Origin of the sequence: Pseudomonas resinovorans NBRC 106553, from assembly GCF_000412695.1 — a bacterium.
Taxonomy (GTDB): domain Bacteria; phylum Pseudomonadota; class Gammaproteobacteria; order Pseudomonadales; family Pseudomonadaceae; genus Metapseudomonas; species Metapseudomonas resinovorans_A.
This window is the reverse complement of the sequence record NC_021499.1, coordinates 4,090,956-4,116,894: the sequence shown is the minus strand read 5'-3', so window position 1 is coordinate 4,116,894 and position 25,939 is coordinate 4,090,956. Positions and strand designations below refer to the sequence as shown.

Here is a 25,939-nt window from a genome sequence, read left to right as displayed (position 1 = left end):
GCGTCGCGATACAGCAACGTGCGGGTTGAGCGATACAGTCCATTGGCACACCCGGGTTCAGCGGCTACTGTGATGCTTTTGCTGCCTGGAGACATGCACATGGACGAGAACCCCTACGCCGCCCCGCAGGTGGACCTGGTGGAGGACGCGGGGCCGCGGCAGATGAACGGCTGGACTGCCGGGCACCTCAGGCTGCTGGCCTGGTTGAGCCTGGTCTGCGCGCTGGGCACGCTGATTTTGCTCGGGGTCGCGGTAGCCGCTGGCGCCACCGAGGACCAGCAACTGATACGGCTGACCGACTGGTTCGGCGTGGCCCTGACCCTGCTGGGCTGCTACCTGCTGATCCGGCTCAAGCTGTTCGCCGAGGCGCGCTTTGGCGCCGAGCACCTGGCGCGGCCGATATGGGCGCTGGTGCTGTTCAGCCTGCTTATCGAGGTGGTGGACTTCGTGCTGGGCGATGCCGCCACCGAGCCGGGCTGGCCGATGCTCTTCTACTTCGGGCTGATCGCCGTGCTTGGCGCTATCACCGCCTGGTACGGCGTGCGCCTGCTCAAGGTGCAGAACGCCTATCCGGTGTTCCGGGTCATGGGCTGGCTGGACCTGGTGGGCGGCATCATGATGGCCACCATCGTGCTGATGCTGATCGGTGTGCTGCCGCTGATCGCCGCCAACGTGGCGTTGATGCTGGTGTTCTTCCGTGGCGCGAAGGAGCTGCGGGACGCCGGCTAGTCGTCGGTATCGTTCTGGCGTGCGGTGCACAGCGCCTGGTTGACTGCCAGCCAGCCTTGCACCGCGTCCGCCCCGGCCTCGCCGAAGGCGCGCCGCAGCAGGCGTGCCTGTTCCCGGCGCAGGGCCTGTTCCAGCTTGGCCCCTTCGGCGGTGAAACCCAGCAGACGCTTACGCTTGTCGTCACTGGCGGCCACGCTTTCCACCAGCTTCATCTCGATCAGCTGCCGCAGCGGCGTGTTCAACGCCTGCTTGGTCACGCCGAGGTAACCCAGCAGCTGCTTGACGCTCAGTCCCGGGTACTTGGCGATGAAGAACAGGATGCGATGGTGGACCCGCGACAGGCCCCGCCGGGCGAGGATTTCGTCCGGCTTGCTGGTGAAGGCCTGGTAGCCGAAGAAGAAGGCTTCCATGGCGGCCTGCTGAATGGCGGAATTTTTCAGGTCAAGCATATTGACGTATCTGCCACGGTCGTCGTAGTTTCGGTCAACCAGTTTGACTTAATTTCCTCGCTTCCGCACCCGGTGACAATCCATGGCCTTCTCCGAACGCATCGCCCGCCTGAAAAGCTCCCTGATCCGCGAAATCCTTGCCGCCGCCCAGCGCCCGGAAGTGATGTCCTTCGCCGGAGGCCTGCCGGCCGAGCCGATGCTGCCGAAGGTGGAGTGGGACGAGATGCCGGCCAGCATGGGCCAGTACGGCATGAGCGAGGGCGAGCCGGCGCTGCGCGAAGCCATCGCCGCCGAGGCGCGCGCCTTGGGCGTGGCCTGCGAGGCGAGCCAGGTGCTGATCGTCAGCGGCTCCCAGCAGACCCTGGACCTGGCCTCCAAGCTGTTCATCGATCCGGGCACCGAAGTGCTGCTGGAAGCGCCCACCTACCTGGCGGCCCTGCAGGCCTTCCAGCTGTTCGGCGCTGATTGCATCGCCGTTCCCCAGGAAGCCGACGGCCCGGAAATCGCCGCCCTGCGCCAGCGCCTGGAGCAGCACAAGCCGTCCTTCGCCTACCTGATCCCGACTTTCCAGAATCCGTCCGGCACCCGCTACAGCGAAGCCAAGCGCGACGCGGTCGCCGCGCTGCTGGACGAATTCGGCGTGACCCTGATCGAAGACGAACCCTACCGTGAGCTGGTGTTCGACGAAGGCAGCGCCACTCCCATCGTCAGCCGCCTGAAGAAGGCCAGCTGGATCTACACCGGCACCGTCTCCAAGACCCTGCTGCCGGGCCTGCGGGTGGGCTTCCTGATCGCCACGCCGGACCTCTTCCCGCACCTGCTGCGGCTGAAGCAGTCCGCCGACCTGCACACCAACCGCATTGGCCAGTGGCAGGCGCTGCAATGGTTCGGTACCGAGCAGTACCGCCAGCACCTGGCCGAGCTGCGTGACTTCTACCGCTTGCGCCGCGACAACATGCAGGCCTCGCTGGAAGAGCACTTCGCTGATCTGGCCACCTGGGAAATCCCCCAGGGTGGGCTGTTCTTCTGGCTGACCCTGAAGCAGCCGCTGGACACCCGCACCCTGCTCAAGCCCGCGCTGGAGCAGAACGTCGCCTTCATGCCGGGCGAGCCGTTCTTCATCGACCCGGACAAGCACCCGGGCCACCTGCGCCTGAACTTCAGCCACGTGGCACCCGAGCGCCTGGGCGAGGGCCTCAAGCGCCTCGCCGGCGTGATCCGTCAGGCTCAGGCTGCCGAAGCCGCCTGATCACAAGAGGAGGAGCGCGATGTACAAGGTTTACGGCGATTACAAGTCCGGCAACTGCTACAAGGTCAAGCTGATCCTCAATCTGCTCGGCGTGCCCTATCAGTGGGTGCCGGTGGATATCCTCAAGGGCGAGACCGAGAGCGCCGAGTTCCTCGAGAAGAACCCCAATGGCAAGATTCCGGTGCTGGAACTGGACGATGGCACGACCCTCTGGGAGTCCAACGCCATCCTCAACTTCCTCGCCGAGGGCAGCGACCTGCTGCCCGCCGAGCCGCGCCTGCGCACCCAGGTGCTGCAGTGGCAGTTCTTCGAGCAATACAGCCATGAGCCCTATGTGGCGGTGGCGCGCTTCATCCAGCTCTACCAGGGCATGCCGGAAGACCGCCTGGAAGAGTACAAGGTCTGCCAGGTGCGCGGACTGAAGGCCCTCAAAGTGATGGAGAAGCAGCTGCAGCGCACGCCGTACCTGGTGGGTGACCGCTATTCCATCGCCGATATCGCCCTCTACGCCTACACCCATGTGGCCCATGAAGGTGGTTTCGACCTCTCCGGCTTCCCGGCGATTCTTGCCTGGCTGGAGCGCGTGGCCAGCCATCCGCGTCATGTGGGCATGTTTGACTGAGTTCGCTCGGGTCTGAGGAGCCCTGCCGCAAGGTGGGGCTTTTTCGTGGTTCCTGAGGGATTGCCGAGGTGGTTTGGTTTTTAGCTCATTTCCGCGTGGCCTGCGGGTTTCTGTTTCGCCCTCCCGGGCGAGTCCCTTTTCCAATCGTTGAAAAGGAACCAAGAAACTTGCCCCTGCATCCGGGTTTGGCTTCGCCAAACTTCCCTCATTCCATCGCTGCTCCAGGGGCCCGGCGCGAGGGGCCATCCATGGCCCCACACGCCTCTCGCGGCATCCATGCCGCTCGTCCCCTTCCACAGCGATTCCGCTCGGCCTCCTGAAGGGGCGCTCCGCGCGGCGTCACCTTCGCTGCCCTTTGTCAGACCCGGCGAGGCATCAGGCGCGAGTCACCCCTCTCCCTCCGGGAGAGGGGCTGGGGAGAGGGAAACATCTGCAAGCTGGGAGCCAATCTAGGCACTCACACAAAATTGCCAATCCAGTGCGTGCAGGTCTTCGTGAAGCCCCCCCTTTTCACAGGCATGAAAAAGCCGGCTTGCGCCGGCTTCTTCAAAGCGCTTGAACTCAGTTGTTGATCAGGCTGAGGAATTCGCTACGGGTGGCGGCGTTCTCGCGGAACTCGCCGAGCATCACCGAGGTGACCATGGAGGAGTTCTGCTTCTCCACGCCGCGCATCATCATGCACATGTGCTGGGCTTCGATGACCACGGCCACACCCAGGGCGCCAGTGACCTTCTGCACGGCCTCGGCGATCTCGCGGCTGAGGTTTTCCTGGATCTGCAGGCGGCGGGCGTACATGTCGACGATGCGCGCGACCTTGGACAGGCCCAGTACCTTGCCGTTGGGGATGTAGGCCACGTGGGCCTTGCCGATGAACGGCAGCAGGTGGTGTTCGCAGAGCGAGTACAGCTCGATGTTCTTCACCAACACCATTTCGCTGTTGTCGGAGCTGAACAGGGCGCCGTTGGTGACTTCTTCCAGCGTCTGCTGGTAGCCGCGGCAGAGGTACTGCATCGCCTTGGCGGCACGCTTCGGGGTGTCGAGCAGGCCTTCACGGGAGACATCTTCGCCGAGCTGGCCGAGGATCGCGGTGTAATGCTGTTCCAGGGACATGGAAATTCCTGTGGGGATTTACGCAAAGGCGAAGGGTAGGGCGCCAAGGGGGCGGCTGGCAAGGGCCGGCTGCACCGGGAGCCCGCCCGAGCGCCGGGTGTGTCACTCGTCGCGGCCTTCCATCATGGTCCGCCGCAGCATCACGTAGACGGCGCCGGTGCCGCCGTGCTTCGGCAGGCAGGAGGTGAAGCCCAGCACTTGCGGGTGCTGGCGCAGCCAGGTGTTGACGTGGCTCTTGATCAGCGGACGCTTGCCGTCCACGCGCGCGGCCTTGCCATGGGTAACGCGTACGCAGCGCACCTCGAAACGGTTGGCCTCGGCAATGAAGTCCCAGAGGGTCTCGCGGGCCTTCTCCACGGTCATGCCATGCAGGTCGAGGCTGCCGTCGAAACCGATCTGGCCCAGCTTGAGCTTGCGCATCTGGCCTTCCTGCACGCCGTCGCGGGCCCAGTGCAGTTCGTCCTCGGCGCCGACGTCGATGACGAACTGGTCGGACAGGCCATCCACCTTCACATTGGCCACACTCTGGGTGGCGTTCTGCCTGCGATTGGCCAGTTGCTTGTGGTCGGTGCGGACCTTGCCGGTGTCGGCGCGATCGTTCTGGATGCGCTTCACACCGCGCATTTCCATGGTGAACAGGGAGCTTTCGTCGTCTTTCTGGGCGTCGTCTTGCATACAGGCCTCCGCGAAGGGCGGCTAGTTTACCCAAATGCTCCGCTCGAGGCTCTCAGTCGCGCTTCTTCATCAGGTGCGGCGACATGTTGAGGTCGTTGCGCCGCCGCGAGCGCCGTCGGCTGAGACGCCAGCCGAGCACACCGACCCAGAGGAAAAGCAGGCCGAACAGCAGGAGCACGATGGCGGCGCCGGTACTGTCGTTCAGGGGGCCAAGGGCCGGGGGGCGGCCGAGCAGGGTGGCCGCGCCGGCCATCGCCAGCAGCACGCCGAAGCCGGCCAGCAGCGCGGCCAGGGCCGCGGCGAAGCGCCAGCGCCAACTGCCTTGGCGCCGAGGGCGCAGGCGGCGGGCATTGAAACCATCGGATAACTTCATCCGGACGTCCTCTTGCTTGATCGGGATATGACCGGCACCAGCTGGCGGTGGTTCCGGTCATGCCCCGCGCGGATGTCGCGGGATGTAACGAGCCCGCTAGATGAGCGCCTTGGCCTGGGGCACCACGCTGGCGAAGTTGTCGGCCAGCGCGATGACCTCGACACGGTGCATGTCCTGCGCACTGATGACGCCACCGTCGACGGTCGGCAGGTCGCGAGTCGCGCAGGCCGCGCTCACCAGCGTGCAGCGATAACCATAGTCCTTGGCGGCGCGGACCGTGGTGCTGATGCTGGAATGGGTCATGAAGCCGCAGACGATCAGGTCGAGGTGGCCGATGTTCTGCAGGTGGTCATGCAGGTCGGTGCCGGCGAAGGCGTTGGGCAGGCGTTTCTCGACCACTATCTCGCCCGGCAGGGGCGCTGCTTCGGGCAGGTGCTCGCCGCGCGCGCCACGGGGGTCGAAGATGCCGCCAGGCACACCCAGGTGCTTCACATGGACGATGGCGCTGCCCATGGCGCGAGCGGCGGCCAGCAGGCTGGCGATCTCGCCGAGGGCGTCGTCCAGGCCGGGCAGGGCGAGGACGCCGCTGCGGTATTCTTCCTGGGCGTCGATGATCACCAAGGTGGCATTGTTCAGGCTGGCGGGCGGGTAGCCACGGCCACTGAGCTGGAACATTGATTTCGGGGCGGACATGCGAATCTCCAGGTACGACATGGCCACTATTGTCCGCCCTGCGGCGGAATAAGTGAACCATGGACCAAGGTCCAGTTGCCCAGTGTAGACGTGCCCACCAACGGCCGCGCGGTCCGAGGGGGTGGTGGGAGGCTTCCGTTCGTCGGCCACTGCGGGCTGCCGCGGCCGGGCAGGGGTGCTAGAATCGGCGGCCCGCTTTCTGAGGTAGTTGCCGTGTCCGAGTCCCGCCTGCGCACCCTGCGTGATCACATCCGCTGGGCTGTCAGCCGTTTCCATGCTGAGAATCTGTTCTTTGGTCATGGCACCGACAACGCCTGGGATGAAGCGCGCCAATTGGTATTGGGCGCGCTGCACCTTCCCTACGAAATTGCCGATGGCTACCTGGATTGCCGCCTGGAGGACGACGAAAGCGCCCGCCTACGCGAGCTGCTGCTCCGGCGCATCGAGGAGCGCGTACCGGTGGCCTACCTGCTGGGCGAGGCCTGGTTCTGCGGCATGCCCTTCATCGTCGACGAGCGTGTGCTGGTGCCGCGTTCGCCCATCGGCGAGCTGATCCAGCAGCGATTCGCCCCCTGGCTACCCCATGAACCGGCGCGGGTGCTCGACCTCTGCACCGGTTCCGGTTGCATCGGCATCGCCTGTGCCCACACCTTCCCGGACGCCGAGGTGGTACTCGGCGACCTGTCCTTCGACGCACTGGAAGTGGCCAACCTGAACATCGAGCGCCACGGCCTGGAAGACCGCGTCTACACCGTGCAGGGCGATGGCTTCGACGGCCTGCCGGGCCAGCGCTTCGACCTGATCGTCTCCAACCCGCCTTATGTGGATGCCGAGGACTTCGCCGACATGCCGGCCGAGTTCCTCCACGAGCCCGAACTGGGCCTGGCGTGCGGCGACGATGGCCTGGACCTGGTACGACGGATGCTCGCCGAAGCGGCCGACCACCTGACCGAAAAGGGCTTGCTGATCGTCGAAGTGGGCAATAGCCAGGTGCACGTCGAGTCGCTCTATCCGGAAGTGGACTTCCTCTGGCTGGACTTCGAACATGGCGGCCACGGCGTATTCATGCTCAGCGCCAGGCAGTGCCGCGAACACCAGGAGCTGTTCCGTTCGCGAGTCAAAGCCTGACCCCAGGGGTCAGTGGGTGGTGATCCAGATCAGCAAGCCTGCCTGGAACACGGCGAAAGCCACCAGGCAGGTAATGGTGAAGCGCAGCCCGCCGTCCTCGCGCTTGTAGACGGCGATGCGCTCTTCCAGCTTGCGGATCTCCACCTCCTGGCGCTGCAGGTTCTGGTCGGCCTGCTCGAGCATCGCGGCGGCGTCCTGCAGGCTGACCGGCTGGACCTTCTCGCGGTGCCAGTCGCCGTGCAGTTCGCTGACCCGGCCGGCGCCATAGTTGGCCTTCAGCTGCAGGTTGTCCTGATACTCCACCGTGAACCCCTGGGCCTTCAGCACATGGTCGCGGCGCAGGCGCAGGTCGTTGTCCAGGGCGTCCCTGGTCGGCAGGGCGCCACCCTCGACGCGATAGTGCGCCCAGCGTTGCTTGGCCCAACCGATGCCCTGGGCCAGCAAAAAGCGTCCCAGCCCCCGGTTCAGCGGCTCCAGGCTGAGGCCGCCGTCAGGGCCGAAACGGACTTCCTTGCTGCGGTGGTCGACCCAGACCTCCAGCAGATTCTGTTCCTTGTGCACCCGCTGCCCGGGCAAGCCGACACTCAGGCGCAGCAGGCTCTGCTCCTTGCTGTGGCGTTCCACCCGACCCAACTCGACGAAACGCAGCGGCCGCGACCCGGTGTGGCGGTCGATGGGCAGCGGGGCGAGACGCAGCAACTCGAACGTCTCGGCCGCCAGGTCCGCCCAGGGATGAGGCTGGGGCTCGGCCTCGTCGGCGCTCTGCGGTTCAGCGGGTGCTGGGCTTTCGGTCATCGGGAAGTACCTGGTGGGAGCCGGCAAAGACGGATCTAGTACGTCCGTTCAGTTTCTGTGTGAAAAGCTACCTTAGTGCGGAGACATTTCGTACAGATTCTGAGGATTTATCGGCTGTGCTTCGCGTTTCTGGAGTCAGGCAGTTCCCGGATGAAGGCGATCAGGCGCTCGCCCAGCTCCCGCGCCAGGGGTAGCTGCGGGTTGCGGTAGGAGTCCAGCTGTTGCGCCATGTCCATGGGGACGATGCGCAGCATGTGGTTCATTCCATCGATGATGGTCAGCTGGGCGTCGGGGCGGACCGCCTTGAGCAGTTTGGCGTCGCCCACGCTGACCTGGATGTCATGGCTGCCTTGCAGGATCAGCGCGGGTATCCGCAGTCGGCCGAAGGCCTCTGCCGGGTCCTGGCGGAACAGGGAGATCAGGTAGGGCTGCACGCTGGGGCGGAACAGTACCTCCAGCTCCTTGGGCACCTGCGCCACCTGCTGGCCCGCCCGCAGGCTGCTCAGCAGGGCTTCGCTCTGGGCCAGCAGCGGAGGCGGCAGGCGATTCTGCAACTGGGCGCTCAGCAGCTGGTCGATGGGCCGTGCGCTGCCGGCGATGCTGACCAGCGCGTCGGCGCCGGCGGCGTCCGCGGCCAGGCCGGCGACCAGCGCACCTTCGCTGTGGCCGATGAGGATCAGTTGGGAGAAACGCGGGTCGTGCTTCAGGCGCTGGCCCCAGGCGGCGGCGTCGGCTGCATAGAGCTCGATGCTGAGCTGGCGCTCGTCCGCGCCGGCGGGGTAGCTGGCGGCGACGCCGCGCTTGTCGTAGCGCACGCTGGCGATGCCGTTGCGGGCGAGCAACTGGGCGAGCTTCTTCAGGCTGTCGTTGCGTCCGCCCTGGGGGTTGTTGCCGTCGCGGTCGGTGGGGCCGGAGCCGGCGATGATCAGCGCCACCGGCACGGCTTGCTCGGTCTTCGGCCGCAGCAGGGTGCCCTGCAGCACACCGTTGCCGGTGTCCAGCTCGATGGGCCGTTGCAACACGCTTTGCGGCGCGGCCTGGGCGAGGCCGGCGAGGAGGGGGAGAAGCAGGAGGAAGATTCGCAGCATGGGAAGTTCGATATCGATGACTTCGGGTTTGACGCGACCGGCGCGACAAGGTTCGAGGGGTGAACTGGCCGGACGCCGCGGGTATACTGCTCGACCTTCGATCGAGGCCCATTTCTGCGGAGCACTGTGCATGTCCGGCAACACCTACGGCAAGCTGTTCACCGTCACCACCGCTGGCGAAAGCCATGGTCCGGCGCTGGTCGCCATAGTCGACGGCTGCCCGCCGGGGCTGGAACTGTCGCTGGAGGACCTGCAGCGTGACCTGGACCGCCGCAAGCCGGGCACCAGCCGCCACACCACCCAGCGCCAGGAAGCCGACGAGGTGGAAATCCTCTCCGGCGTGTTCGAAGGCAAGACCACCGGTTGCGCCATCGGCCTGTTGATCCGCAACACCGACCAGAAGTCCAAGGACTACTCGGCGATCAAGGACCTGTTCCGCCCGGCCCACGCCGACTACACCTACCACCACAAGTACGGCATCCGCGATTACCGTGGCGGCGGCCGTTCCTCGGCGCGGGAAACCGCCATGCGCGTCGCCGCTGGCGCCATCGCCAAGAAGTTCCTGGCCACCCAGGGCATCACCGTGCGTGGCTACATGAGCCAGCTCGGCCCCATCGAGATCCCCTTCAAGACCTGGGATTCGGTGGAGCAGAACGCCTTCTTCAGCCCTGACCCGGACAAGGTGCCGGAGCTGGAGGCCTACATGGACCAGCTGCGTCGCGACCAGGATTCCGTGGGCGCCAAGATCACCGTGGTCGCCGAAGGCGTGCCGCCGGGCCTGGGCGAGCCGATCTTCGACCGCCTGGACGCCGAACTGGCCCATGCGCTGATGAGCATCAACGCGGTGAAGGGCGTGGAGATCGGCGCCGGCTTCGACAGCGTGGCCCAGCGTGGCACCGAGCATCGCGACGAGCTGACCCCGGAAGGCTTCCTGTCCAACAACGCCGGCGGCATTCTTGGCGGCATTTCCTCGGGCCAGCCGATCATCGCCAACCTGGCGCTCAAACCCACTTCCAGCATCACCACCCCGGGCCGCTCCATCGATGTCCAGGGCAATCCGGTGGACGTGATCACCAAGGGCCGCCACGACCCCTGCGTGGGTATCCGCGCCACGCCCATAGCCGAAGCCATGATGGCCATCGTGCTGATGGACCACCTGCTGCGCCATCGCGCGCAGAACGCCGACGTGCGGGTCGATACCCCGGTGCTCGGCCAGCTGTGACCGGAGGCGCGAACGCGCTGCCCTATTGGCGGCTGTCGAGCTTCTACCTCTTCTACTTCTCCCTGTTGGGCGCCACGGCGCCTTTCCTCGGCCTGTACTTCGCGCACCTGGGCTTCTCCAGTGCGCGCATCGGCGAGCTGCTGGCCATTCCCATGCTGATGCGCTGCGTGGCGCCCAACCTCTGGGGCTGGCTGGGGGACCGCAGCGGCCGGCGCCTGGATATCGTGCGCTTCGGCGCCTTCTGCACCCTGGTCACCTTCTCGCTGATCTTCGTCAGCCACAGCTATGCCTGGCTGGCGTTGATCATGGCCCTGCACGCGTTCTTCTGGCATGCGGTGCTGCCGCAGTTCGAGGTGATCACCCTGGCCCACCTCAAGGACCAGGCGGCGCGCTACAGCCAGGTGCGGCTCTGGGGTTCCATCGGTTTCATCCTCACGGTGATCGGCCTGGGCGTGCTGTTCGAGGCGTTCAGCCTGGACCTCTACCCCTGGGCGCTGGTGTTCATCATGGCGGGCATCGTCCTCAGCAGCTTCTGGGTGCCCAACGCCATACCCCAGGCGCGGCCGGACATTTCGGATCAAGGCGGCTTCCTCGCCCAGCTGCGTCAGCCGGGCGTGCTTGCCTTCTATTTGTGCGTGGGGTTGATGCAGTTGTCCCACGGGCCCTACTACAGCTTCCAGACCATCTACCTGGAGTCCCTCGGCTATTCGCGCAGCCTGATCGGCCAACTGTGGGCGCTGGGGGTGGTGGCCGAAGTGCTGCTGTTCCTGGTGATGGCGCGCATCCTGACGCGCTACTCGGTGCGCGTGGTGCTGCTGGCCAGCTTCCTGATCGCCGCGCTGCGCTGGCTGCTGCTGGGCAACTTCGCTGACCAGCTGCCGGTGCTGCTGTTCGCCCAGTTGCTGCACGCGGCGACCTTCGGCAGCTTTCACGCGGCCGCCATCCATTTCGTGCAACGTCGCTTCGGACCCCGCCAGCAGGGCCAGAGCCAGGCGCTCTACGCCGCCCTGGCCGGTACCGGCGGCGCCCTCGGTGCGCTCTACTCCGGTTACAGCTGGAGCACCCTGGGGCCGGTCTGGACCTACGGCATCGCCAGTCTCGCGGCACTCGCCGCAGCCATTATCATTGCCACCCGATTGCAAGAGGAGCGGGCATGAATCGCCAACAACTCGCCCAGGAAATCATCGAAGCAGGACGCTTCCTTTATGGTCGCGGCTGGTCCCCGGCCACCAGCAGCAACTACTCGACGCGCCTGTCGGCCGACCAGGCGCTGCTCACCGTTTCCGGCAAGCACAAGGGCCAGCTCGGCCCGGACGATGTGCTGGCCACCGACCTGGACGGCAACAGCCTGGAGCCGGGCAAGAAGCCCTCGGCGGAAACCCTGCTGCACACCCAGCTGTACCGCTGGAAGCCGGAAATCGGTGCGGTGCTGCACACCCACTCGGTGAACGCCACCGTGCTCTCGCGCCTGACCCTGGCCGATTCCCTGGTGTTCGCCGACTACGAACTGCAGAAGGCCTTCAGCGGTGTCAGCACCCATGAATCCCAGGTGCTGGTGCCGATCTTCGACAACGACCAGGACATCGCCCGCCTGGCCGCCAAGGTGCAACCCTGGCTGGACGAGCACCCCGACTGCGTGGGTTACCTGATCCGTGGCCACGGCCTCTATACTTGGGGGCCGCGCATGAGCGATGCCCTGCGCCAGGTCGAAGCCTTCGAGTTTCTCTTCGAGTGCGAGCTGAAGATGCTCTCGATCACCCAGCGTTGACGCTTCCTTCACACGAAGATGCCTGACTGAATTCCGGCGCCTCCGACCCGCCCCAGAGCCGGGAGGAGGCCTCGCAAGGAGTACCCCGATGAGCAGCCTGACCGTCTACCACGAATCCAGCCCCGACCTGCCGAACAAGGTCCTGACCCACCTGGATGACATCGCCTCCACCCTGGCGTCCGTCGGCGTGCGCTTCGAACGCTGGGAAGCCAGCGCCGCCATTGCACCCGGCGCCAGCCAGGACGAAGTGCTGGCCGCCTACCGCACGCAGATCGACCGGCTGAAGCAGGAGCAGGGCTACGTCACCGTGGACGTGGTCAGCCTCGATAGCGACCACCCGCAGAAGGCCGAATTGCGCGCCAAGTTCCTCGACGAGCATCGCCATGGCGAGGACGAGGTGCGCTTCTTCGTCGCCGGCCGTGGCCTCTTCACCCTGCATATCGACGACTACGTCTACGCCGTGCTGTGCGAGAAGAACGACCTGATTTCGGTGCCGGCCGGCACGCGCCACTGGTTCGACATGGGCGAGCGCCCGCACTTCGTCGCCATCCGCCTGTTCAACAACCCGGAAGGCTGGGTCGCCCAGTTCACCGGCGACGAGATCGCGAAAAGCTTCCCCCGGCTGGAAGACTGAGCCCGCACCACCGCGCGGGGCCCGGGCCCCGCGCATCCGTCTGATTCACCGGAGTTCCCCATGCCCATCAAGGCCATCCTCACCGATATCGAAGGCACCACCAGCGCGGTGAGCTTCGTCTTCGACGTGCTCTTCCCCTTCGCCACCCGCTACCTGCCGGAGTTCGTGCTGACCCGCGCCGACGAGCCTGCGGTGGCGCAGCAGATCGAGGCGGTGCGTGCTGAAAGCGGCGAGGCCGGCGCCAGCGTCGAGCGGGTGGTGGAGATTCTCCTCGGGTGGATCGCCGAAGACCGCAAGGCCACGCCGCTCAAGGCGTTGCAGGGCATGGTCTGGGAGCAGGGCTACAACGCCGGCCAGCTCAAGGGCCATGTCTACCCGGACGCGGTGGAAGCCCTGCGCCGCTGGAGCGAGCAGGGATACCACCTCTACGTCTATTCCTCGGGCTCCATCCAGGCGCAGAAGCTGATTTTCGGTTGCTCCGAGGCCGGTGACCTGACGCCGTTGTTCGCCGGCTACTTCGATACCACCTCCGGCCCCAAGCGCGAGGCGGACTCCTACCGGGGCATCGCCGCCGCCATCGGCCTGCTGGGCGACGAGATCCTGTTCCTCTCGGACGTGGTCCAGGAACTGGACGCCGCGCGCGACGCCGGCATGCAGACCATCGGCCTGGCCCGCGAGGGCGGCGAGTTGGGCGATCACCAGACCGTGGCCAGTTTCGCGGTTATCGATCTGACGCGGATCTGATTCGCGCAGCAATCGTCTGACGGAGCGCGAGGAAGGCTTCTGTCGGCCGATCTATCCTTGGGGTGACTGCAACCATCCGGGAGCGTCCCCATGGGTTCCTGCCTCTGCGTCGTCACGGCCCGTCCGGGTCTGTACAGGGCACCTTGCGGCCGGTCGTCCAGCGCGACTATCCGGCCATGACCCGCTTCATTGTCTTGATGTTGCTCGCGCTGTTGGCGTTGCCGGCGGTAGCCGACCAGAAGTCGGCCTGGCAGGCCCTGCGCGAGGGCAAGGCCTTTCTCCTGCTGCGCCATACCACGGCCCCCGGCACCGGCGACCCGGAAGGTTTTCGCCTGGGCGATTGCAGTACCCAGCGCAACCTCAGCGACAAGGGGCGCCAGGAAGCCAAGCGCTGGGGGCGGCTGCTGACGGGGCGCAAGGTGGAGAAACCGCGTCTCTACACCAGCAACTGGTGCCGGGCCCAGGACACCGCCCAGGAAATGGGCCTGGGGGCGGTGGAAACCCTCTCCGCGCTGGACTCCTTTTTCAGCGACCCCGAAAGCCAGGCCGCGCAGACGGTGGAGTTGCGCAAGGCCATCGACAAGGTGCCCAAGGACCGCCCGGTGGTCATGGTCAGCCACCAGGTCAATATCAAGGCCCTGACGGGAATCTCGCCGAAGAACGGCGAGGGGCTGATCATCGAACTCCCCCTGGCCGATCCGCCGAAGGTCCTTGCTCATATCGCGCCGCCCTGAACGAGCGGGCCTCCTTCAGATCAGCAGCAACTGGTCCTGCACGGGCTGCAGGTTCACCCCTTCGAGCTTCAGCAGCAGTGCCTTGCGCGGCAGTCCGCCGGCATAGCCGGTGAGGCTGCCGTCGCGGCCGATTACCCGGTGACAGGGAATGATGATGGAGATCGGGTTGGCGCCGTTGGCGGTGCCCACGGCGCGGACCGCTTTCGGCTTGCCGATGCTTTCCGCCAGCTCGCTGTAGCTGGTGGTGCGTCCGAAGGGGATTTGCAGCAGGGCCTGCCAGACCTGCTGCTGGAAAGGTGTGCCGTGAGGGGCGAGAAGCAGGTCGAAGCGCTTGAGCTTGCCGGCGAAGTAGCGGTCCAGTTGCCGGCAGGCTTCGTCGAACTGACGGGTTGCCGGCTGCCAGTCGGCGTTCGGGTAGCCGCGTCGCTCGGTGTCCATGTAGAGCATCTGCAGGCCGGCGGCGTCGCCGGCGAGCAACAGCGGGCCGGTGGGGCTGTCATGGAAGCGGAAGTACATGTCAGTTGTCCTCTGCGTAGCTCTGCCACAGGTAGACGGCGGCGTAGGCGCGCCAGGGCCGCCATTGTTCGGCGCGCTTGGCCAGTTCCCGCGCGCTGATGCCGTCCGGCCCCCAGAGCGGTGACTTGAGCAGGCCGAGATCGGCGGTGGGGAAGGCATCCGGCTGGCCGAAGGCGCGCAAGGCGATGTACTCGGCGGTCCAGCGGCCGATGCCGGGCAGGGCGCAGAGACGTTCGATGAGGGCTTCGACGCCGGCCGCCAGGTTCAGTTCCAGACTGCCGTCGGCCACCGCCTGGGCGAAACGGCGCAAGGTGTCGACACGCTTGCCGGGCATGCCGATACCGGGCAGCGGGTCCTCGGCTATGGCCTGCGGGGTAGGGAAGAGCCGCTGTGGGCCGCCCTCCGGGGCGTTCTCCAGAGGGTCGCCGAGTCGTTCCACCAGGCGCCCGGCGATGGTCACGGCCGCCTTCACCGTGACCTGCTGGCCGATGATGGTGCGCACGCCCTGCTCGAAGGGATCGAAGGCCACTGGCAGGCGCAGGCCCGGATAGCGCGCCAGGAGATCCTGCAGCAGCGGGTCGCGGCCCAGGTGCAGGGCGATGGCGGCGGGATCGCTGTCCAGGTCGAACATGCGGCGGATGCGCGGCGCCAGTTGCGCCTCCAGGTCGCGGACCGCGGGGCTCAGCTCCAGCTCCAGGGCGCCGGCCAGCGGGCGCAGGCGGAACCAGCCGTTGCGCTCGCCCAGGCGGAAGCTGCGGCAGTAGCTGTCGGCCGTCAGTTGCTCGACGCCGGGCAGGCGCCGCAGGGCGAAATGTTGTTGGAACTGCTGCCAGCTCCAGGGCTCGAAATACTCAAGGCGCATGGACTTACGTGGGCTCGCGGGAATCAGGTGAAGGGAAGCGATAGCGCTGATGGTGCGACGATATTCTCTCGGCGCGCCGCCGTCTCTGCAAAACTGACTTTCAAATTCTCCGGCCGCGGTTCGACCTGACATCGAAGCCATCGTAGAATGCGCGCCTTTTCATGGGGCGGCCTCCGATCAGGACAGGCACCGTCCGCCACTACAGCCAGCAAGGGAGACAACCCATGAGCGACTATCAGGAAACTCTCTACGACGGTTACGGCCAGCGTTTCCGCATGGACAAGCTGCTGCACGAAGTGCGCACCGAGCACCAGCACCTGGTGATTTTCGAGAACGCGCGCATGGGCCGCGTCATGGCCCTGGACGGCGTGATCCAGACCACCGAGGCGGATGAGTTCATCTACCACGAGATGCTCACCCACGTGCCGATCCTCGCCCACGGCGCGGTGAAGAGCGTGCTGATCATCGGCGGCGGTGACGGCGGCATGCTGCGCGAAGTGTGCAAGCACCGCGATATCGAGCGCATCACCATGGTCGAGATCGACGGCACCGTGGTGGATATGTGCAAGGAATTCCTGCCGAACCACTCCAAGGGCGCCTATGAAGATCCGCGCCTGAACCTGGTGGTCGACGACGGCATGCGCTTCGTCGCCACCACCCTTGATAAGTTCGACGTCATCATCTCCGACTCCACCGACCCCATCGGTCCGGGCGAGGTGCTGTTCTCCGAGAACTTCTACCAGGCCTGCCGCCGCTGCCTGAATGACGGCGGCGTGCTGGTGACCCAGAACGGCACCCCCTTCATGCAGCTGGGCGAGGTGCAGAACACCGCCAGCCGCATGAACGGCCTGTTCGCCGACTGGCACTTCTATCAGGCGGCGGTACCGACCTATATCGGCGGTTCCATGACCTTCGCCTGGGGCGCAACCGACCCCGAGATGCGCAAACTACCGCTGGAAACCCTGCGCCAGCGTTACGCCGGCAGCAGCATCGTGACCCGTTACTACAACCCGGAAGTCCATGTCGGCGCCTTCGCCCTGCCGCAGTACGTGCTGCATGCGGTGAACAAGCCGAGCAACGATTGAGGTTGCGGGTAGCGTTGAGAGAAGGGGCCTGATGGGCCCCTTTTTCATGATGGGTGTTGTCCGTGCGGGCCGGCATACCCTCTCCCCCGGCCCCTCTCCCTTAAGGGCGAGGGGGGGCTCGCGCCGGCAGGCGCGAAGCAGTCCTGATGCCTGTACCGATCTGAAAGCGAGCAGAGGGGATGACGCCGCGCAAAGCGCCCCTTCAGGAGGCCGAGTGGAATCCTTGTGGAGGGGGTTGAGCGGCATGGATGCCGCGAGAGGCGCGCGGGGCCATGGATGGCCCCTCGCGCCGTGCCCCCGGAGCAAGGATGGAAGGAGGGGAGTTTGGCGAAGCCAAACCCGGATGTCGGGGCAAGCCTTTTGCTTCCTTTGGGGTGGGCGGCACTCCGTCGACTGCCAAAGGGAGTCGCCTGGGAAGGCGAAACGAAAAGCTGCAGCCTGCTCGGAAATTAGCTGAGCTTCCGAATCCCATAAAAAAGCCCGGCTCTTGGCCGGGCTTTTTCAACGCAGGGGCGATCAGACTTCCGCCGGCCGAATATGGCCGAAGAGCTCCTGGGCGAATCGCACGCGTTCTTCCGGGGTCTCCTGGATGCCCTTGGCCTTCAGCTCCTCGAGGCGAGCCTCGACGGCGTGGGCGCGATGGGTCAGGCCGCAGTCGTTGGCGATCTGGATGTTCAGGCCGGGGCGGGCGTTGAGCTCGAGGATCAACGGGCCCTTGTCCTGGTCCAGCACCATGTCGACACCGATGTAGCCCAGGCCGCACAGCTCGTAGCAACCGGCCGCCAGCTTCATGAAGCCGTCCCAGTTGGGCAGCTGCACGCCGTCCACCGCGTTGGTGGTGTCCGGGTGCTTGGCGATCTTGTTGTTCAGCCAGGTGCCGCGCAGGGTGACGCCGGTGGCCAGGTCCACACCCACGCCGATGGCGCCCTGGTGCAGGTTGGCCTTGCCGTTGGACTGGCGGGTCGGCAGGCGCAGCATGGCCATCACCGGGTAGCCCATCAGCACGATGATGCGGATGTCCGGTACACCTTCGTAGCTGATGCTCTTGAAGATCTGGTCCGGGGTCACGCGGTACTCGATCAGCGCGCGGTCGCGATGCCCGCCGAGGGAGTAGAGGCCGGTGAGGATCGAGGAAATCTGGTGCTCGATTTCCTCGTGGCTGATGATCTTGCCGGATACCGTCTTGTAGCGGCCTTCGAAACGGTCGGCGATCACCAGGATGCCGTCGCCGCCGGCGCCTTGCGCCGGCTTGATCACGAAGTCGTTACGCTCGCCGATGATCTCGTTGAGCTTCTCGATTTCCTTCTCGGTGGAGATCACGCCGTACATTTCCGGTACGTGGATCCCCGCCTCGATGGCGCGCTGCTTGGTAATGATCTTGTCGTCGACGATCGGGTACAGGTGCCGTTTGTTGTACTTCAGCACGTAGTCCGCGTTGCGTCGGTTGATCCCCATGATGCCTTTGGCTTCCAGGGCTTTCCACGTCTTGATCAGGCCGAACATGGCTCAGTCCTTCAGGAAGGCTTTGAAGCGGAAGAGTTCGGTCAGGCGGTAGCCGCGGTAGCGACCCATCGCCAGCATGAAGCCCACCATGATCAACAGCACTGCCGGGAAGGTGAAGATGAAGTAGGTCAGCTCCGGCACGGTCATCAGCAGGTGCGCCAGGGTAGCCGCGACCAGGGTGCCGATGGCCACCTTGAAGGCATGGCCGCCGCCGCGCTCTTCCCAGGTGATGGACAGGCGTTCGATGGTCATGGTCAGGATCACCATTGGGAACAGGGCGACCGACAGGCCGCGTTCCAGGCCCAGCTTGTGGCTGAGCAGGCTGATCACGGCGATCAGCACCACCACGAACGTCAGCACCACCGATAGCCTTGGCAGCATCTGCAACTTCAGGTGTTCCAGGTAGGAACGTAGTGACAGGCCGAGCGCGGTGATGATGGTGAACAGCACGATGCCAAAGCCCAACTGGGTCTCGCGGAAGGCGAGGGCGATCAGCACCGGGGTGAAGGTACCCAGCGTCTGCAGGCCGCCGAGGTTGCGCAGGATCAGGATCACCAGCACGCCGATCGGGATCATGATCATGATCTGGTAGGTCTGCTGGGTCTGCAGCGGCAGGCCGTAGAGCGAGTACTCGAGGAAGTCGGCGTCGGTGTTCTCGTCAGTCAGCTTGGCCAGGCGGATGGCGTTCATCTCGCTGTTGTTCAGGCTGAAGGTCACCTGGGGTTTCTTGCCGCCGTCGACGGTGATCAGCGGGTCATCGCCCACCCACCAGACCAGACGGTCGGACGGCAGGCCCTGTTCACCGGATTCCGGGTTGAAGTACAGCCAGTTCTCGCCGTTGAAGCTGCGCAGCCAGAGCTCGGGGCTCTGCGGCTGGTCGGCCGCCAGGCGGATGGTGTGCACGCGCTCCATCGGCACATGGGCGATGGACAGCAGCAGCTCGATCACGCGGGCCTTGTTGGGGGTGCTCGGGTCACCGGCCAGCAGCAGCTTGACGTTGTCGTCGTTGAGGTTGTTGACCCGCTTGATGGTCTCGCTGATGAAGGTCTCGACGTCGGCCGAGTGCTGGCGGATGGGGGCCAGCAGGGCTTCGGCGGCGATCTTCTCGGGGCCTTCCACCGCGATGCTGTCGCGGAAGATCGGACCCTTGTCCTTGGCTTTCTCGCCGCTGTAGCGCTTGGTCAGCACCAGGCGGTAGTAGAGGGTCTGGTTGCCGCTGGCGCGACGGGCGGACCAGGTCACCCGGCGGTTGCCGTCGGCGCGGTTGATGCTCACCCCGTAGTTGTTGGAGATGAAGCTCTCATTGAGGCTGACGTAGTCCCGGTTCAGCGGCGGGACGAACATCTGCACCTTGACCGGGTCGCGCGGATTGGCGACGAACTCGACCTTGGCGTCGATGTTCCAGAGGTCGTCGGTCGCATCCTCGGTGATCGGAATGCCCTGGATGAAAATCTGGTAGGCCGTTATCAGAACGCCCAGGCTCACCAACAGGGTGATCAGGACTTTCAGATGCAGGGTAAGAGAGCGCATGTCGGTTACTCGTCAGAGTTTGCGTCGGTGGTGCAATCGGGTTTGCCGGCTGCGTATTTAAGGCTCGGGTCGATCTGTGCATCGAAGCGCTTGAGCGCCTCGGAACCGATCAGAAGCGGGTATTGGAAAGCACTACGGTCGGTGAGGTTCACTTCGATCTGCCGCAGGGCCTTGCCCATGCACACGTCCAGTTCGATGACCGGGCGGGCGGTATAGGTCTTGCCTTCGTCGGGATCGAAGTCTCCGGCGCGGCGCTTGATCTTGCTGATTCGTGCAAGGGGGCGCTCGATCGGGTGTTCGTGAGCGTCGTCGATGGCCAGGTAGAAACGTACCCAGGTCTCGCCGTCCTTCTTGAAGCGCTTGATGTCACGCGCGCTGAGGGAAGCCGTCTTGGCGCCCGTGTCGAGCTTGGCGGCGACGACCAGGTCAAGATCCTTCAGCTTGGCGTATTCATTGAGGCCGTAGACGGTCTTCTCGGTGGCGAAACCGAGGCCGGGGAGGGCGAGCAGGAAGGTAAACAGGGCGAAGGGCTTGAGTGTCATAAGTCCTTTGAGCGTAACGCGGTCATCGGTCCAGGAGCCCGGCCCACGGCCTTCATGGCTGCGGCGCCTGGTCTGGGAGTCTAGCAGGCAAGTCTTTGGCGCCCAGACTGGCGCTGGCGGCGCGCATTCTAACACGCGGATTTTCCGCTGGGACAGCCGCTTATGGCGGCAAGTAGCGGAGCATGATGGTGCTCCCGGTATTTTGGCTATTAGACAGATTGTCGACAATTCGTCGAATGAGGTTTGACACGACCTTCTTGTGGCGATAGTTTTGCCTCACCAAACAAGAATGTGTCGACAATCATGCTGGACGATACTGAAATCACTGCCGCTGAACCGCTGGACTCGGAAACCCTCGCCGAGAGTGTCTTCCGGCGTATCCAGGCGGCCATCGTGCGCGGCGAGATCGCCCCAGGCAGCAAGATCTCCGAGCCTGAGCTTGCGCGTACCTACGGCATCAGCCGCGGTCCGCTGCGCGAAGCGATCCACCGGCTGGAGGGCCAGCGGCTGCTGGTGCGAGTGCCCCATGTCGGTGCGCGGGTCGTCGCCCTCAGTCATGCCGAGCTGATCGAGCTCTACGAAATACGCGAATCCCTCGAAGGCATGGCGTGCCGCCTGGCCGCCGAGCGCATGACCCAGGGCGAGATCGACGAGCTGCGCCGGCTGCTGGATACCCATGAGCGCGACGAGGCCTTCCAGGCCGGCCGCGGCTACTACCAGCAGGAAGGCGACTTCGACTTCCACTACCGGATCATCCAGGGCAGCGGCAACCAGACCCTGACCAAGATGCTCTGCGGCGAGCTCTACCAGCTCGTGCGCATGTACCGCCTGCAGTTTTCCTCCGTGCCGAACCGGCCTCGCCAGGCCTTCAACGAGCACCACCGAATTCTCGATGCCATCGCCGATCGTGACGGCGAACTGGCCGAGTTGCTGATGCGCCGTCACATCGGTGCTTCCAAGCGCAATATCGAGCGCCACTACCAGGGAGCGCTCGCCAACCCGTCCAAGACACGAGGTGAGTCATGAGTCAGAAAACCGCCGGCCAGCGCTTCCGCGACGCCATCGCCGAAGAACATCCGCTGCAGGTGATCGGCGCCATCAACGCCAACCACGCGCTGCTGGCCAAGCGTGCCGGCTTCAAGGCCATCTACCTGTCCGGTGGCGGTGTCGCCGCCGGTTCGCTGGGCCTGCCGGACCTGGGCATCAACACCCTGGACGACGTGCTCACCGACGTGCGCCGCATCACCGACGTCTGCGACCTGCCGCTGCTGGTGGATATCGATACCGGCTTCGGCCCCAGCGCCTTCAACATCGAGCGCACGGTCAAGAACCTGATCAAGGCCGGCGCCGCCGCCGCCCATATCGAAGACCAGGTCGGCGCCAAGCGCTGCGGCCACCGTCCGGGCAAGGAAATCGTCTCCACCGAGGAAATGGTCGACCGCGTCCGCGCCGCCGCCGATGCCAAGACCGATCCGAACTTCTTCCTGATCGCCCGCACCGACGCCATCCAGGCCGAAGGCGTGGATGCCGCCATCGAGCGCTGCCAGCGTTACGTGGAGGCGGGCGCCGACGGCATCTTCGCCGAGGCCGCCTATGACCTGCCCACCTACAAGCGCTTCGTCGAGGCCCTGGACGTGCCGGTGCTGGCCAACATCACCGAGTTCGGCGCCACCCCGCTGTTCTCCCGCGATGAGCTGGCCTCGGTCGGCGTGGCCATCCAGCTGTATCCGCTGTCGGCCTTCCGCGCCGCCAACAAGGCAGCTGAAGCCGTCTATACCGCCATCCGCCGCGACGGCCATCAGAAAGAGGTCATCGACCTCATGCAGACTCGTGCGGAGCTGTACGACCGCATCGGCTACCACGCCTTCGAGCAGAAGCTCGACGCCCTGTTCGCCGCCAAGAAATGACCGGAAGCAGGCCGCTCGCCAAGCGGGCGGCCTGCGCATAAAAAAAGACGCAAGCAACCGGATATAGATGAGGAGATTCAAGCGATGAGCGCCAGCGAAACCACCACTGCCTTCAAACCGAAGAAATCCGTGGCCCTGAGCGGTACCGCCGCCGGCAATACCGCCCTGTGCACCGTCGGCCGTACCGGCAACGACCTGCACTATCGCGGCTATGACATTCTCGACTTCGCCACCTCCTGCGAGTTCGAGGAAATCGCCCACCTGCTGGTCCACGGCAAACTGCCGAACGTTGCCGAACTGGCTGGCTACAAGACCAAGCTGAAGGCCCTGCGCGGCCTGCCGGCTGGCGTCAAGGCCGCCCTCGAGCAACTGCCGCCGTCCGCCCACCCGATGGACGTGATGCGCACCGCGGTGTCTGTGCTGGGCTGCCTGTCGCCGGAGAAGGACGACCACAACCATCCGGGCGCCCGTGATATCGCCGACAAGCTGATGGCTTCCCTCGGCTCCGCGCTGCTCTACTGGTACCACTTCAGCCACAACGGCAAGCGCATCGACGTGGAAACCGACGACGACTCCATCGGCGGCCACTTCCTGCACCTGCTGCATGGCGAGAAGCCGCGCGAATCCTGGGTGCGCGCCATGCACACCTCGCTGATCCTCTACGCCGAGCATGAGTTCAACGCTTCCACCTTCACCTCGCGGGTGATCGCCGGCACCGGTTCTGACATGTTCTCCTGCATCGCCGGCGCCATCGGCGCGCTGCGCGGGCCCAAGCATGGCGGCGCCAACGAAGTGGCCTTCGAGATCCAGAAGCGCTACGACAACCCGGACGAGGCTGAGGCCGATATCCGCGCCCGTGTCGAGAAGAAGGAAGTGGTGATCGGCTTCGGCCACCCGGTCTACACCGTGTCCGACCCGCGCAACAAAGTGATCAAGGAAGTGGCTCGCGAGCTCTCGGCCGAGCAGAGCAACACCAAGATGTTCGACATCGCCGAGCGCCTCGAGTCGACCATGTGGGAAATCAAGAAGATGTTCCCCAACCTCGACTGGTTCAGCGCCGTCAGCTACCACATGATGGGCGTGCCCACCGCCATGTTCACCCCGCTGTTCGTGATCGCCCGTACCTCCGGCTGGTCCTCCCACGTCATCGAGCAGCGCATCGACGGCAAGATCATCCGCCCGAGCGCCAACTACGTCGGCCCGGAAGATCTGAAATTCGTGCCCCTCAAGGACCGTCCCTAATCATGAACAGCATGAACAGCCAATACCGCAAGAGCCTGCCCGGTACGGCGCTGGACTACTTCGATACCCGCGAGGCGGTGGATGCCATCGCCCCGGGCGCCTACGCCGGCCTGCCGTACACCTCCCGGGTGCTGGCCGAGCAACTGGTACGCCGCTGCGATCCGGCCGCGCTGACCGATTCGCTGAAGCAGCTGATCGAGCGCAAGCGTGACCTGGACTTCCCCTGGTACCCGGCCCGCGTGGTCTGCCACGACATCCTCGGCCAGACCGCGCTGGTGGACCTGGCCGGCCTGCGCGACGCCATTGCCGAGCAGGGCGGTGACCCGTCCAAGGTCAACCCGGTGGTGCCGACCCAGCTGATCGTCGACCACTCCCTGGCCGTGGAATTCGGTGGTTCCGACCCGGACGCCTTCGAGAAGAACCGCGCCGTGGAAGAGCGTCGTAACGAGGACCGCTTCCACTTCATCGAGTGGACCAAGACCGCGTTCAAGAACGTCGACGTGATCCCGGCCGGCAACGGCATCATGCACCAGATCAACCTGGAGAAAATGAGCCCGGTGATCCAGGCGCGCGGCGGCGTGGCTTTCCCCGACACCTGCGTCGGCACCGACAGCCACACCCCCCACGTTGACGCCCTGGGCGTGATCGCCGTCGGCGTCGGCGGCCTCGAAGCCGAGACCGTGATGCTCGGCCGCGCCTCGATGATGCGCCTGCCCGACATCGTCGGCGTGCGCCTGGCCGGCAAGCGCCAGCCCGGCATCACCGCCACCGACATCGTCCTGGCCCTGACCGAGTTCCTGCGCAAGGAGAAGGTGGTAGGCGCCTATGTCGAGTTCTTCGGCGAGGGTGCCGACAGCCTGTCCATCGGCGACCGCGCGACCATCTCCAACATGTGCCCGGAATACGGCGCCACGGCTGCGATGTTCTACATCGACCAGCAGACCATCGACTACCTCAAGCTCACCGGCCGCGAGCCCGAGCAGGTAGCGCTGGTGGAGAACTACGCCAAGACCACCGGCCTCTGGGCCGACGCCCTGGTCACCGCCGAGTACGAGCGTGTGCTGGAGTTCGACCTGTCCACCGTGGTGCGCAACATGGCTGGTCCGTCCAACCCGCACCGTCGCCTGCCGACCTCGGCCCTGGCAGAGCGCGGCATCGCCGACGAAGCCAAGCTGGAGTCCGGCAAGGCCGAAGAGGCGGATGGCCTGATGCCCGATGGCGCGGTGATCATCGCCGCCATCACCAGCTGCACCAACACCTCCAACCCGCGCAACGTGGTGGCTGCGGGCCTGCTGGCGAAGAAGGCCAACGACCTCGGCCTGGTGCGCAAGCCCTGGGTGAAGTCCTCCTTCGCGCCAGGCTCCAAGGTGGCCAAGCTGTACCTGGAAGAGTCCGGCCTGCTGCCGGAGCTGGAGAAGCTCGGCTTCGGCATCGTCGCCTACGCCTGCACCACCTGCAACGGCATGTCCGGCGCGCTCGATCCGGTGATCCAGCAGGAAATCATCGACCGTGACCTGTACGCCACGGCGGTACTAAGCGGTAACCGCAACTTCGACGGCCGCATCCACCCCTACGCCAAGCAGGCGTTCCTGGCCTCGCCGCCGCTGGTGGTGGCCTACGCCATCGCCGGTACCGTGCGCTTCGATATCGAGCAGGACGTGCTGGGCCATGACCAGGCCGGCAACCCGATCACCCTGAAGGACCTGTGGCCGAGCGACGAGGAGATCGACGCCATCGTCGCCGCCTCGGTGAAGCCGGAGCAGTTCAAGCAGGTCTACATCCCGATGTTCGACCTGGGTGCCGTGAAGGAAGCCGAGAGCCCGCTCTACGACTGGCGTCCGATGAGTACCTACATCCGCCGTCCGCCGTACTGGGAAGGCGCCTTGGCCGGCGAGCGTACCCTCAAGGGCATGCGCCCGCTGGCGGTGCTGCCGGACAACATCACCACCGACCACCTGTCGCCGTCCAACGCCATCCTGCTGGACTCGGCGGCGGGCGAGTACCTGGCGAAAATGGGCCTGCCGGAGGAGGACTTCAACTCCTATGCCACCCACCGTGGCGACCACCTCACCGCGCAGCGCGCCACCTTCGCCAACCCGCAGCTGGTGAACGAGATGGCCGTGGTCAACGGCGAAGTGAAGAAGGGTTCCCTGGCCCGCGTCGAGCCGGAAGGCAAGGTGATGCGCATGTGGGAAGCCATCGAGACCTACATGGACCGCAAGCAGCCGCTGATCATCATCGCCGGCGCCGACTACGGCCAGGGTTCGTCCCGTGACTGGGCGGCCAAGGGTGTGCGCCTGGCGGGTGTGGAGGCCATCGTCGCCGAAGGCTTCGAGCGCATTCACCGCACCAACCTGATCGGCATGGGCGTGCTGCCGCTGGAGTTCAAGCCGGGCGTGACCCGCAAGTCCTTCGGCATCGACGGTACCGAGACCTTCGACGTGATTGGCGAGCGCAAGCCGCGCGCCGAGCTGACCCTGGTGATCCGCCGCACCAACGGCGAATCCATCAAGGTGCCGGTGACCTGCCGCCTGGATACCGCCGAAGAGGTGTCGATCTACGAGGCCGGCGGCGTGCTGCAGCGCTTCGCCCAGGACTTCCTGGAAGCCTCGGCGGTCTGACGCATCGTCCGTGGGATGGTGTTGGGCGCGGCAGCATGGGTATCGCTGCGCTCAACCCGTCCTGCGCAGGCGTATCGCACGTAGGTTGGTGTAGAGCGCAGCGAAACCCAACGACTCA

The 25,939-nt window shown here is 65.4% G+C and carries 27 protein-coding genes; 15 read left to right on the top strand and 12 right to left on the bottom strand.

Going from position 1 to position 25,939, the window contains the following annotated elements:
- Nucleotides 1-99 precede the first annotated feature (99 nt).
- Nucleotides 100-729 (top strand): hypothetical protein, encoded by a 630-nt coding sequence (locus tag PCA10_RS18640; protein ID WP_016493617.1) that lies wholly within the window; start codon nucleotides 100-102, stop codon nucleotides 727-729.
- Here the strand turns inward: PCA10_RS18640 and PCA10_RS18635 are convergent.
- Nucleotides 726-1,178 (bottom strand): MarR family winged helix-turn-helix transcriptional regulator, encoded by a 453-nt coding sequence (locus tag PCA10_RS18635; RefSeq protein WP_041770348.1) that lies wholly within the window; start codon nucleotides 1,176-1,178, stop codon nucleotides 726-728. The genes PCA10_RS18640 and PCA10_RS18635 overlap by 4 nt on opposite strands.
- A gap of 82 nt (nucleotides 1,179-1,260) precedes the next feature.
- On the opposite strand from PCA10_RS18635, the gene PCA10_RS18630 reads away from it, so the two are divergent.
- On the top strand, nucleotides 1,261-2,427 hold the full coding sequence (locus tag PCA10_RS18630; RefSeq protein WP_016493615.1) for an aminotransferase-like domain-containing protein: 1,167 nt from the start codon (nucleotides 1,261-1,263) through the stop codon (nucleotides 2,425-2,427).
- Nucleotides 2,428-2,446: 19 nt separating this feature from the next.
- Nucleotides 2,447-3,049, top strand: a complete 603-nt coding sequence (locus PCA10_RS18625; RefSeq protein ID WP_016493614.1) for a glutathione S-transferase family protein — start codon at nucleotides 2,447-2,449, stop codon at nucleotides 3,047-3,049.
- Between the two features lie 561 nt (nucleotides 3,050-3,610).
- Here the strand turns inward: PCA10_RS18625 and folE are convergent.
- From folE to PCA10_RS18605, 4 genes are all read right to left on the bottom strand, one after another.
- The gene (gene folE, locus PCA10_RS18620) at nucleotides 3,611-4,159 is read right to left on the bottom strand and encodes a GTP cyclohydrolase I FolE (RefSeq protein ID WP_016493613.1); all 549 of its coding nucleotides are present in this window, start codon (nucleotides 4,157-4,159) and stop codon (nucleotides 3,611-3,613) included.
- A gap of 102 nt (nucleotides 4,160-4,261) precedes the next feature.
- Nucleotides 4,262-4,834 (bottom strand): Smr/MutS family protein, encoded by a 573-nt coding sequence (locus PCA10_RS18615; RefSeq protein WP_016493612.1) that lies wholly within the window; start codon nucleotides 4,832-4,834, stop codon nucleotides 4,262-4,264.
- Nucleotides 4,835-4,886: 52 nt separating this feature from the next.
- The gene (locus tag PCA10_RS18610; RefSeq protein ID WP_016493611.1) at nucleotides 4,887-5,207 is read right to left on the bottom strand and encodes a hypothetical protein; all 321 of its coding nucleotides are present in this window, start codon (nucleotides 5,205-5,207) and stop codon (nucleotides 4,887-4,889) included.
- A 96-nt stretch (nucleotides 5,208-5,303) separates the two neighbouring features.
- The gene (locus PCA10_RS18605; protein ID WP_041770347.1) at nucleotides 5,304-5,900 is read right to left on the bottom strand and encodes a cysteine hydrolase family protein; all 597 of its coding nucleotides are present in this window, start codon (nucleotides 5,898-5,900) and stop codon (nucleotides 5,304-5,306) included.
- A 213-nt stretch (nucleotides 5,901-6,113) separates the two neighbouring features.
- On the opposite strand from PCA10_RS18605, the gene prmB reads away from it, so the two are divergent.
- On the top strand, nucleotides 6,114-7,028 hold the full coding sequence (gene prmB, locus PCA10_RS18600) for a 50S ribosomal protein L3 N(5)-glutamine methyltransferase (RefSeq protein ID WP_016493609.1): 915 nt from the start codon (nucleotides 6,114-6,116) through the stop codon (nucleotides 7,026-7,028).
- 9 nt (nucleotides 7,029-7,037) lie between these two features.
- Here prmB and PCA10_RS18595 read toward each other — a convergent pair whose 3' ends face one another.
- Both PCA10_RS18595 and PCA10_RS18590 read right to left on the bottom strand, forming a co-directional pair.
- Complete coding sequence (locus PCA10_RS18595; protein ID WP_016493608.1) at nucleotides 7,038-7,823, bottom strand: hypothetical protein; 786 nt, start codon at nucleotides 7,821-7,823, stop codon at nucleotides 7,038-7,040.
- Nucleotides 7,824-7,930: 107 nt separating this feature from the next.
- On the bottom strand, nucleotides 7,931-8,911 hold the full coding sequence (locus PCA10_RS18590; protein ID WP_016493607.1) for an alpha/beta hydrolase: 981 nt from the start codon (nucleotides 8,909-8,911) through the stop codon (nucleotides 7,931-7,933).
- A gap of 130 nt (nucleotides 8,912-9,041) precedes the next feature.
- On the opposite strand from PCA10_RS18590, the gene aroC reads away from it, so the two are divergent.
- The 6 genes from aroC to PCA10_RS18560 all read left to right on the top strand — a co-directional run bounded on the left by aroC (nucleotide 9,042) and on the right by PCA10_RS18560 (nucleotide 14,013).
- Nucleotides 9,042-10,133, top strand: a complete 1,092-nt coding sequence (gene aroC / locus PCA10_RS18585) for a chorismate synthase (protein WP_016493606.1) — start codon at nucleotides 9,042-9,044, stop codon at nucleotides 10,131-10,133.
- Nucleotides 10,130-11,290, top strand: a complete 1,161-nt coding sequence (locus PCA10_RS18580) for an MFS transporter (RefSeq protein ID WP_016493605.1) — start codon at nucleotides 10,130-10,132, stop codon at nucleotides 11,288-11,290. The genes aroC and PCA10_RS18580 overlap by 4 nt, the downstream gene beginning before the upstream one ends.
- Entirely contained in the window at nucleotides 11,287-11,901 is a 615-nt protein-coding gene (locus PCA10_RS18575) for a methylthioribulose 1-phosphate dehydratase (protein ID WP_016493604.1), read from the top strand. The genes PCA10_RS18580 and PCA10_RS18575 overlap by 4 nt, the downstream gene beginning before the upstream one ends.
- 88 nt (nucleotides 11,902-11,989) lie before the next feature.
- A complete protein-coding gene (locus PCA10_RS18570; RefSeq protein ID WP_016493603.1) occupies nucleotides 11,990-12,535 on the top strand; it encodes a 1,2-dihydroxy-3-keto-5-methylthiopentene dioxygenase in 546 nt (181 codons plus the stop codon).
- A gap of 60 nt (nucleotides 12,536-12,595) precedes the next feature.
- Complete coding sequence (mtnC, locus tag PCA10_RS18565) at nucleotides 12,596-13,279, top strand: acireductone synthase (protein ID WP_016493602.1); 684 nt, start codon at nucleotides 12,596-12,598, stop codon at nucleotides 13,277-13,279.
- 176 nt (nucleotides 13,280-13,455) lie between these two features.
- Nucleotides 13,456-14,013 carry a histidine phosphatase family protein gene (locus tag PCA10_RS18560; protein ID WP_016493601.1) on the top strand — a complete coding sequence of 186 codons (558 nt, stop codon included), beginning with the start codon at nucleotides 13,456-13,458 and terminating at the stop codon, nucleotides 14,011-14,013.
- Between the two features lie 15 nt (nucleotides 14,014-14,028).
- Here the strand turns inward: PCA10_RS18560 and PCA10_RS18555 are convergent, their stop codons facing one another.
- Both PCA10_RS18555 and PCA10_RS18550 read right to left on the bottom strand, forming a co-directional pair.
- Nucleotides 14,029-14,529, bottom strand: coding sequence for a methylated-DNA--[protein]-cysteine S-methyltransferase (locus PCA10_RS18555; RefSeq protein ID WP_016493600.1), 501 nt, complete (start codon nucleotides 14,527-14,529; stop codon nucleotides 14,029-14,031).
- Nucleotide 14,530: 1 nt separating this feature from the next.
- Nucleotides 14,531-15,391 (bottom strand): DNA-3-methyladenine glycosylase family protein, encoded by an 861-nt coding sequence (locus tag PCA10_RS18550; protein ID WP_016493599.1) that lies wholly within the window; start codon nucleotides 15,389-15,391, stop codon nucleotides 14,531-14,533.
- Nucleotides 15,392-15,615: 224 nt separating this feature from the next.
- Between PCA10_RS18550 and speE the strand changes: the two genes are divergently transcribed.
- Nucleotides 15,616-16,476, top strand: a complete 861-nt coding sequence (gene speE / locus PCA10_RS18545) for a polyamine aminopropyltransferase (protein ID WP_016493598.1) — start codon at nucleotides 15,616-15,618, stop codon at nucleotides 16,474-16,476.
- A 516-nt stretch (nucleotides 16,477-16,992) separates the two neighbouring features.
- Here the strand turns inward: speE and PCA10_RS18540 are convergent.
- Genes PCA10_RS18540 through rloA form a run of 3 tightly spaced genes read right to left on the bottom strand, consistent with a single transcriptional unit; the run spans nucleotide 16,993 to nucleotide 20,051 of the window.
- On the bottom strand, nucleotides 16,993-17,979 hold the full coding sequence (locus PCA10_RS18540) for an alpha-L-glutamate ligase-like protein (protein ID WP_016493597.1): 987 nt from the start codon (nucleotides 17,977-17,979) through the stop codon (nucleotides 16,993-16,995).
- Nucleotides 17,980-17,982: 3 nt separating this feature from the next.
- The gene (gene rloB, locus PCA10_RS18535) at nucleotides 17,983-19,509 is read right to left on the bottom strand and encodes an osmotic stress tolerance membrane protein RloB (protein WP_016493596.1); all 1,527 of its coding nucleotides are present in this window, start codon (nucleotides 19,507-19,509) and stop codon (nucleotides 17,983-17,985) included.
- 5 nt (nucleotides 19,510-19,514) lie between these two features.
- Nucleotides 19,515-20,051, bottom strand: coding sequence for a retropepsin-like aspartic peptidase RloA (gene rloA / locus PCA10_RS18530; protein WP_016493595.1), 537 nt, complete (start codon nucleotides 20,049-20,051; stop codon nucleotides 19,515-19,517).
- A 303-nt stretch (nucleotides 20,052-20,354) separates the two neighbouring features.
- On the opposite strand from rloA, the gene PCA10_RS18525 reads away from it, so the two are divergent.
- The 4 genes from PCA10_RS18525 to acnD all read left to right on the top strand — a co-directional run bounded on the left by PCA10_RS18525 (nucleotide 20,355) and on the right by acnD (nucleotide 25,821).
- Nucleotides 20,355-21,077, top strand: coding sequence for a GntR family transcriptional regulator (locus tag PCA10_RS18525; protein ID WP_016493594.1), 723 nt, complete (start codon nucleotides 20,355-20,357; stop codon nucleotides 21,075-21,077).
- Nucleotides 21,074-21,958 (top strand): methylisocitrate lyase, encoded by an 885-nt coding sequence (gene prpB, locus PCA10_RS18520; RefSeq protein WP_016493593.1) that lies wholly within the window; start codon nucleotides 21,074-21,076, stop codon nucleotides 21,956-21,958. The genes PCA10_RS18525 and prpB overlap by 4 nt, the downstream gene beginning before the upstream one ends.
- A gap of 84 nt (nucleotides 21,959-22,042) precedes the next feature.
- Nucleotides 22,043-23,200 (top strand): bifunctional 2-methylcitrate synthase/citrate synthase, encoded by a 1,158-nt coding sequence (prpC, locus tag PCA10_RS18515; protein WP_016493592.1) that lies wholly within the window; start codon nucleotides 22,043-22,045, stop codon nucleotides 23,198-23,200.
- Nucleotides 23,201-23,211: 11 nt separating this feature from the next.
- Entirely contained in the window at nucleotides 23,212-25,821 is a 2,610-nt protein-coding gene (acnD, locus tag PCA10_RS18510; RefSeq protein WP_041770847.1) for a Fe/S-dependent 2-methylisocitrate dehydratase AcnD, read from the top strand.
- Nucleotides 25,822-25,939: the final 118 nt, after the last annotated feature.

Excerpts from the sequence above, each read along its gene's own strand:
- aroC (WP_016493606.1), top strand. The coding sequence starts at position 9,042 with ATGTCCGGCAACACCTACGGCAAGCTGTTCACCGTCACCACCGCTGGC.
- PCA10_RS18590 (WP_016493607.1), bottom strand. The coding sequence starts at position 8,911 with ATGCTGCGAATCTTCCTCCTGCTTCTCCCCCTCCTCGCCGGCCTCGCC.
- PCA10_RS18560 (WP_016493601.1), top strand. The coding sequence starts at position 13,456 with ATGACCCGCTTCATTGTCTTGATGTTGCTCGCGCTGTTGGCGTTGCCG.
- PCA10_RS18630 (WP_016493615.1), top strand. The coding sequence starts at position 1,261 with ATGGCCTTCTCCGAACGCATCGCCCGCCTGAAAAGCTCCCTGATCCGC.
- PCA10_RS18635 (WP_041770348.1), bottom strand. The coding sequence starts at position 1,178 with ATGCTTGACCTGAAAAATTCCGCCATTCAGCAGGCCGCCATGGAAGCC.
- PCA10_RS18575 (WP_016493604.1), top strand. The coding sequence starts at position 11,287 with ATGAATCGCCAACAACTCGCCCAGGAAATCATCGAAGCAGGACGCTTC.
- prpB (WP_016493593.1), top strand. The coding sequence starts at position 21,074 with ATGAGTCAGAAAACCGCCGGCCAGCGCTTCCGCGACGCCATCGCCGAA.
- speE (WP_016493598.1), top strand. The coding sequence starts at position 15,616 with ATGAGCGACTATCAGGAAACTCTCTACGACGGTTACGGCCAGCGTTTC.
- PCA10_RS18595 (WP_016493608.1), bottom strand. The coding sequence starts at position 7,823 with ATGACCGAAAGCCCAGCACCCGCTGAACCGCAGAGCGCCGACGAGGCC.
- PCA10_RS18525 (WP_016493594.1), top strand. The coding sequence starts at position 20,355 with ATGCTGGACGATACTGAAATCACTGCCGCTGAACCGCTGGACTCGGAA.
- PCA10_RS18615 (WP_016493612.1), bottom strand. The coding sequence starts at position 4,834 with ATGCAAGACGACGCCCAGAAAGACGACGAAAGCTCCCTGTTCACCATG.
- PCA10_RS18570 (WP_016493603.1), top strand. The coding sequence starts at position 11,990 with ATGAGCAGCCTGACCGTCTACCACGAATCCAGCCCCGACCTGCCGAAC.
- PCA10_RS18605 (WP_041770347.1), bottom strand. The coding sequence starts at position 5,900 with ATGTCCGCCCCGAAATCAATGTTCCAGCTCAGTGGCCGTGGCTACCCG.
- prpC (WP_016493592.1), top strand. The coding sequence starts at position 22,043 with ATGAGCGCCAGCGAAACCACCACTGCCTTCAAACCGAAGAAATCCGTG.
- PCA10_RS18540 (WP_016493597.1), bottom strand. The coding sequence starts at position 17,979 with ATGTTCGGCCTGATCAAGACGTGGAAAGCCCTGGAAGCCAAAGGCATC.
- PCA10_RS18640 (WP_016493617.1), top strand. The coding sequence starts at position 100 with ATGGACGAGAACCCCTACGCCGCCCCGCAGGTGGACCTGGTGGAGGAC.
- PCA10_RS18625 (WP_016493614.1), top strand. The coding sequence starts at position 2,447 with ATGTACAAGGTTTACGGCGATTACAAGTCCGGCAACTGCTACAAGGTC.
- folE (WP_016493613.1), bottom strand. The coding sequence starts at position 4,159 with ATGTCCCTGGAACAGCATTACACCGCGATCCTCGGCCAGCTCGGCGAA.
- mtnC (WP_016493602.1), top strand. The coding sequence starts at position 12,596 with ATGCCCATCAAGGCCATCCTCACCGATATCGAAGGCACCACCAGCGCG.
- rloA (WP_016493595.1), bottom strand. The coding sequence starts at position 20,051 with ATGACACTCAAGCCCTTCGCCCTGTTTACCTTCCTGCTCGCCCTCCCC.
- PCA10_RS18555 (WP_016493600.1), bottom strand. The coding sequence starts at position 14,529 with ATGTACTTCCGCTTCCATGACAGCCCCACCGGCCCGCTGTTGCTCGCC.
- PCA10_RS18550 (WP_016493599.1), bottom strand. The coding sequence starts at position 15,391 with ATGCGCCTTGAGTATTTCGAGCCCTGGAGCTGGCAGCAGTTCCAACAA.
- PCA10_RS18610 (WP_016493611.1), bottom strand. The coding sequence starts at position 5,207 with ATGAAGTTATCCGATGGTTTCAATGCCCGCCGCCTGCGCCCTCGGCGC.
- rloB (WP_016493596.1), bottom strand. The coding sequence starts at position 19,509 with ATGCGCTCTCTTACCCTGCATCTGAAAGTCCTGATCACCCTGTTGGTG.
- acnD (WP_041770847.1), top strand. The coding sequence starts at position 23,212 with ATGAACAGCCAATACCGCAAGAGCCTGCCCGGTACGGCGCTGGACTAC.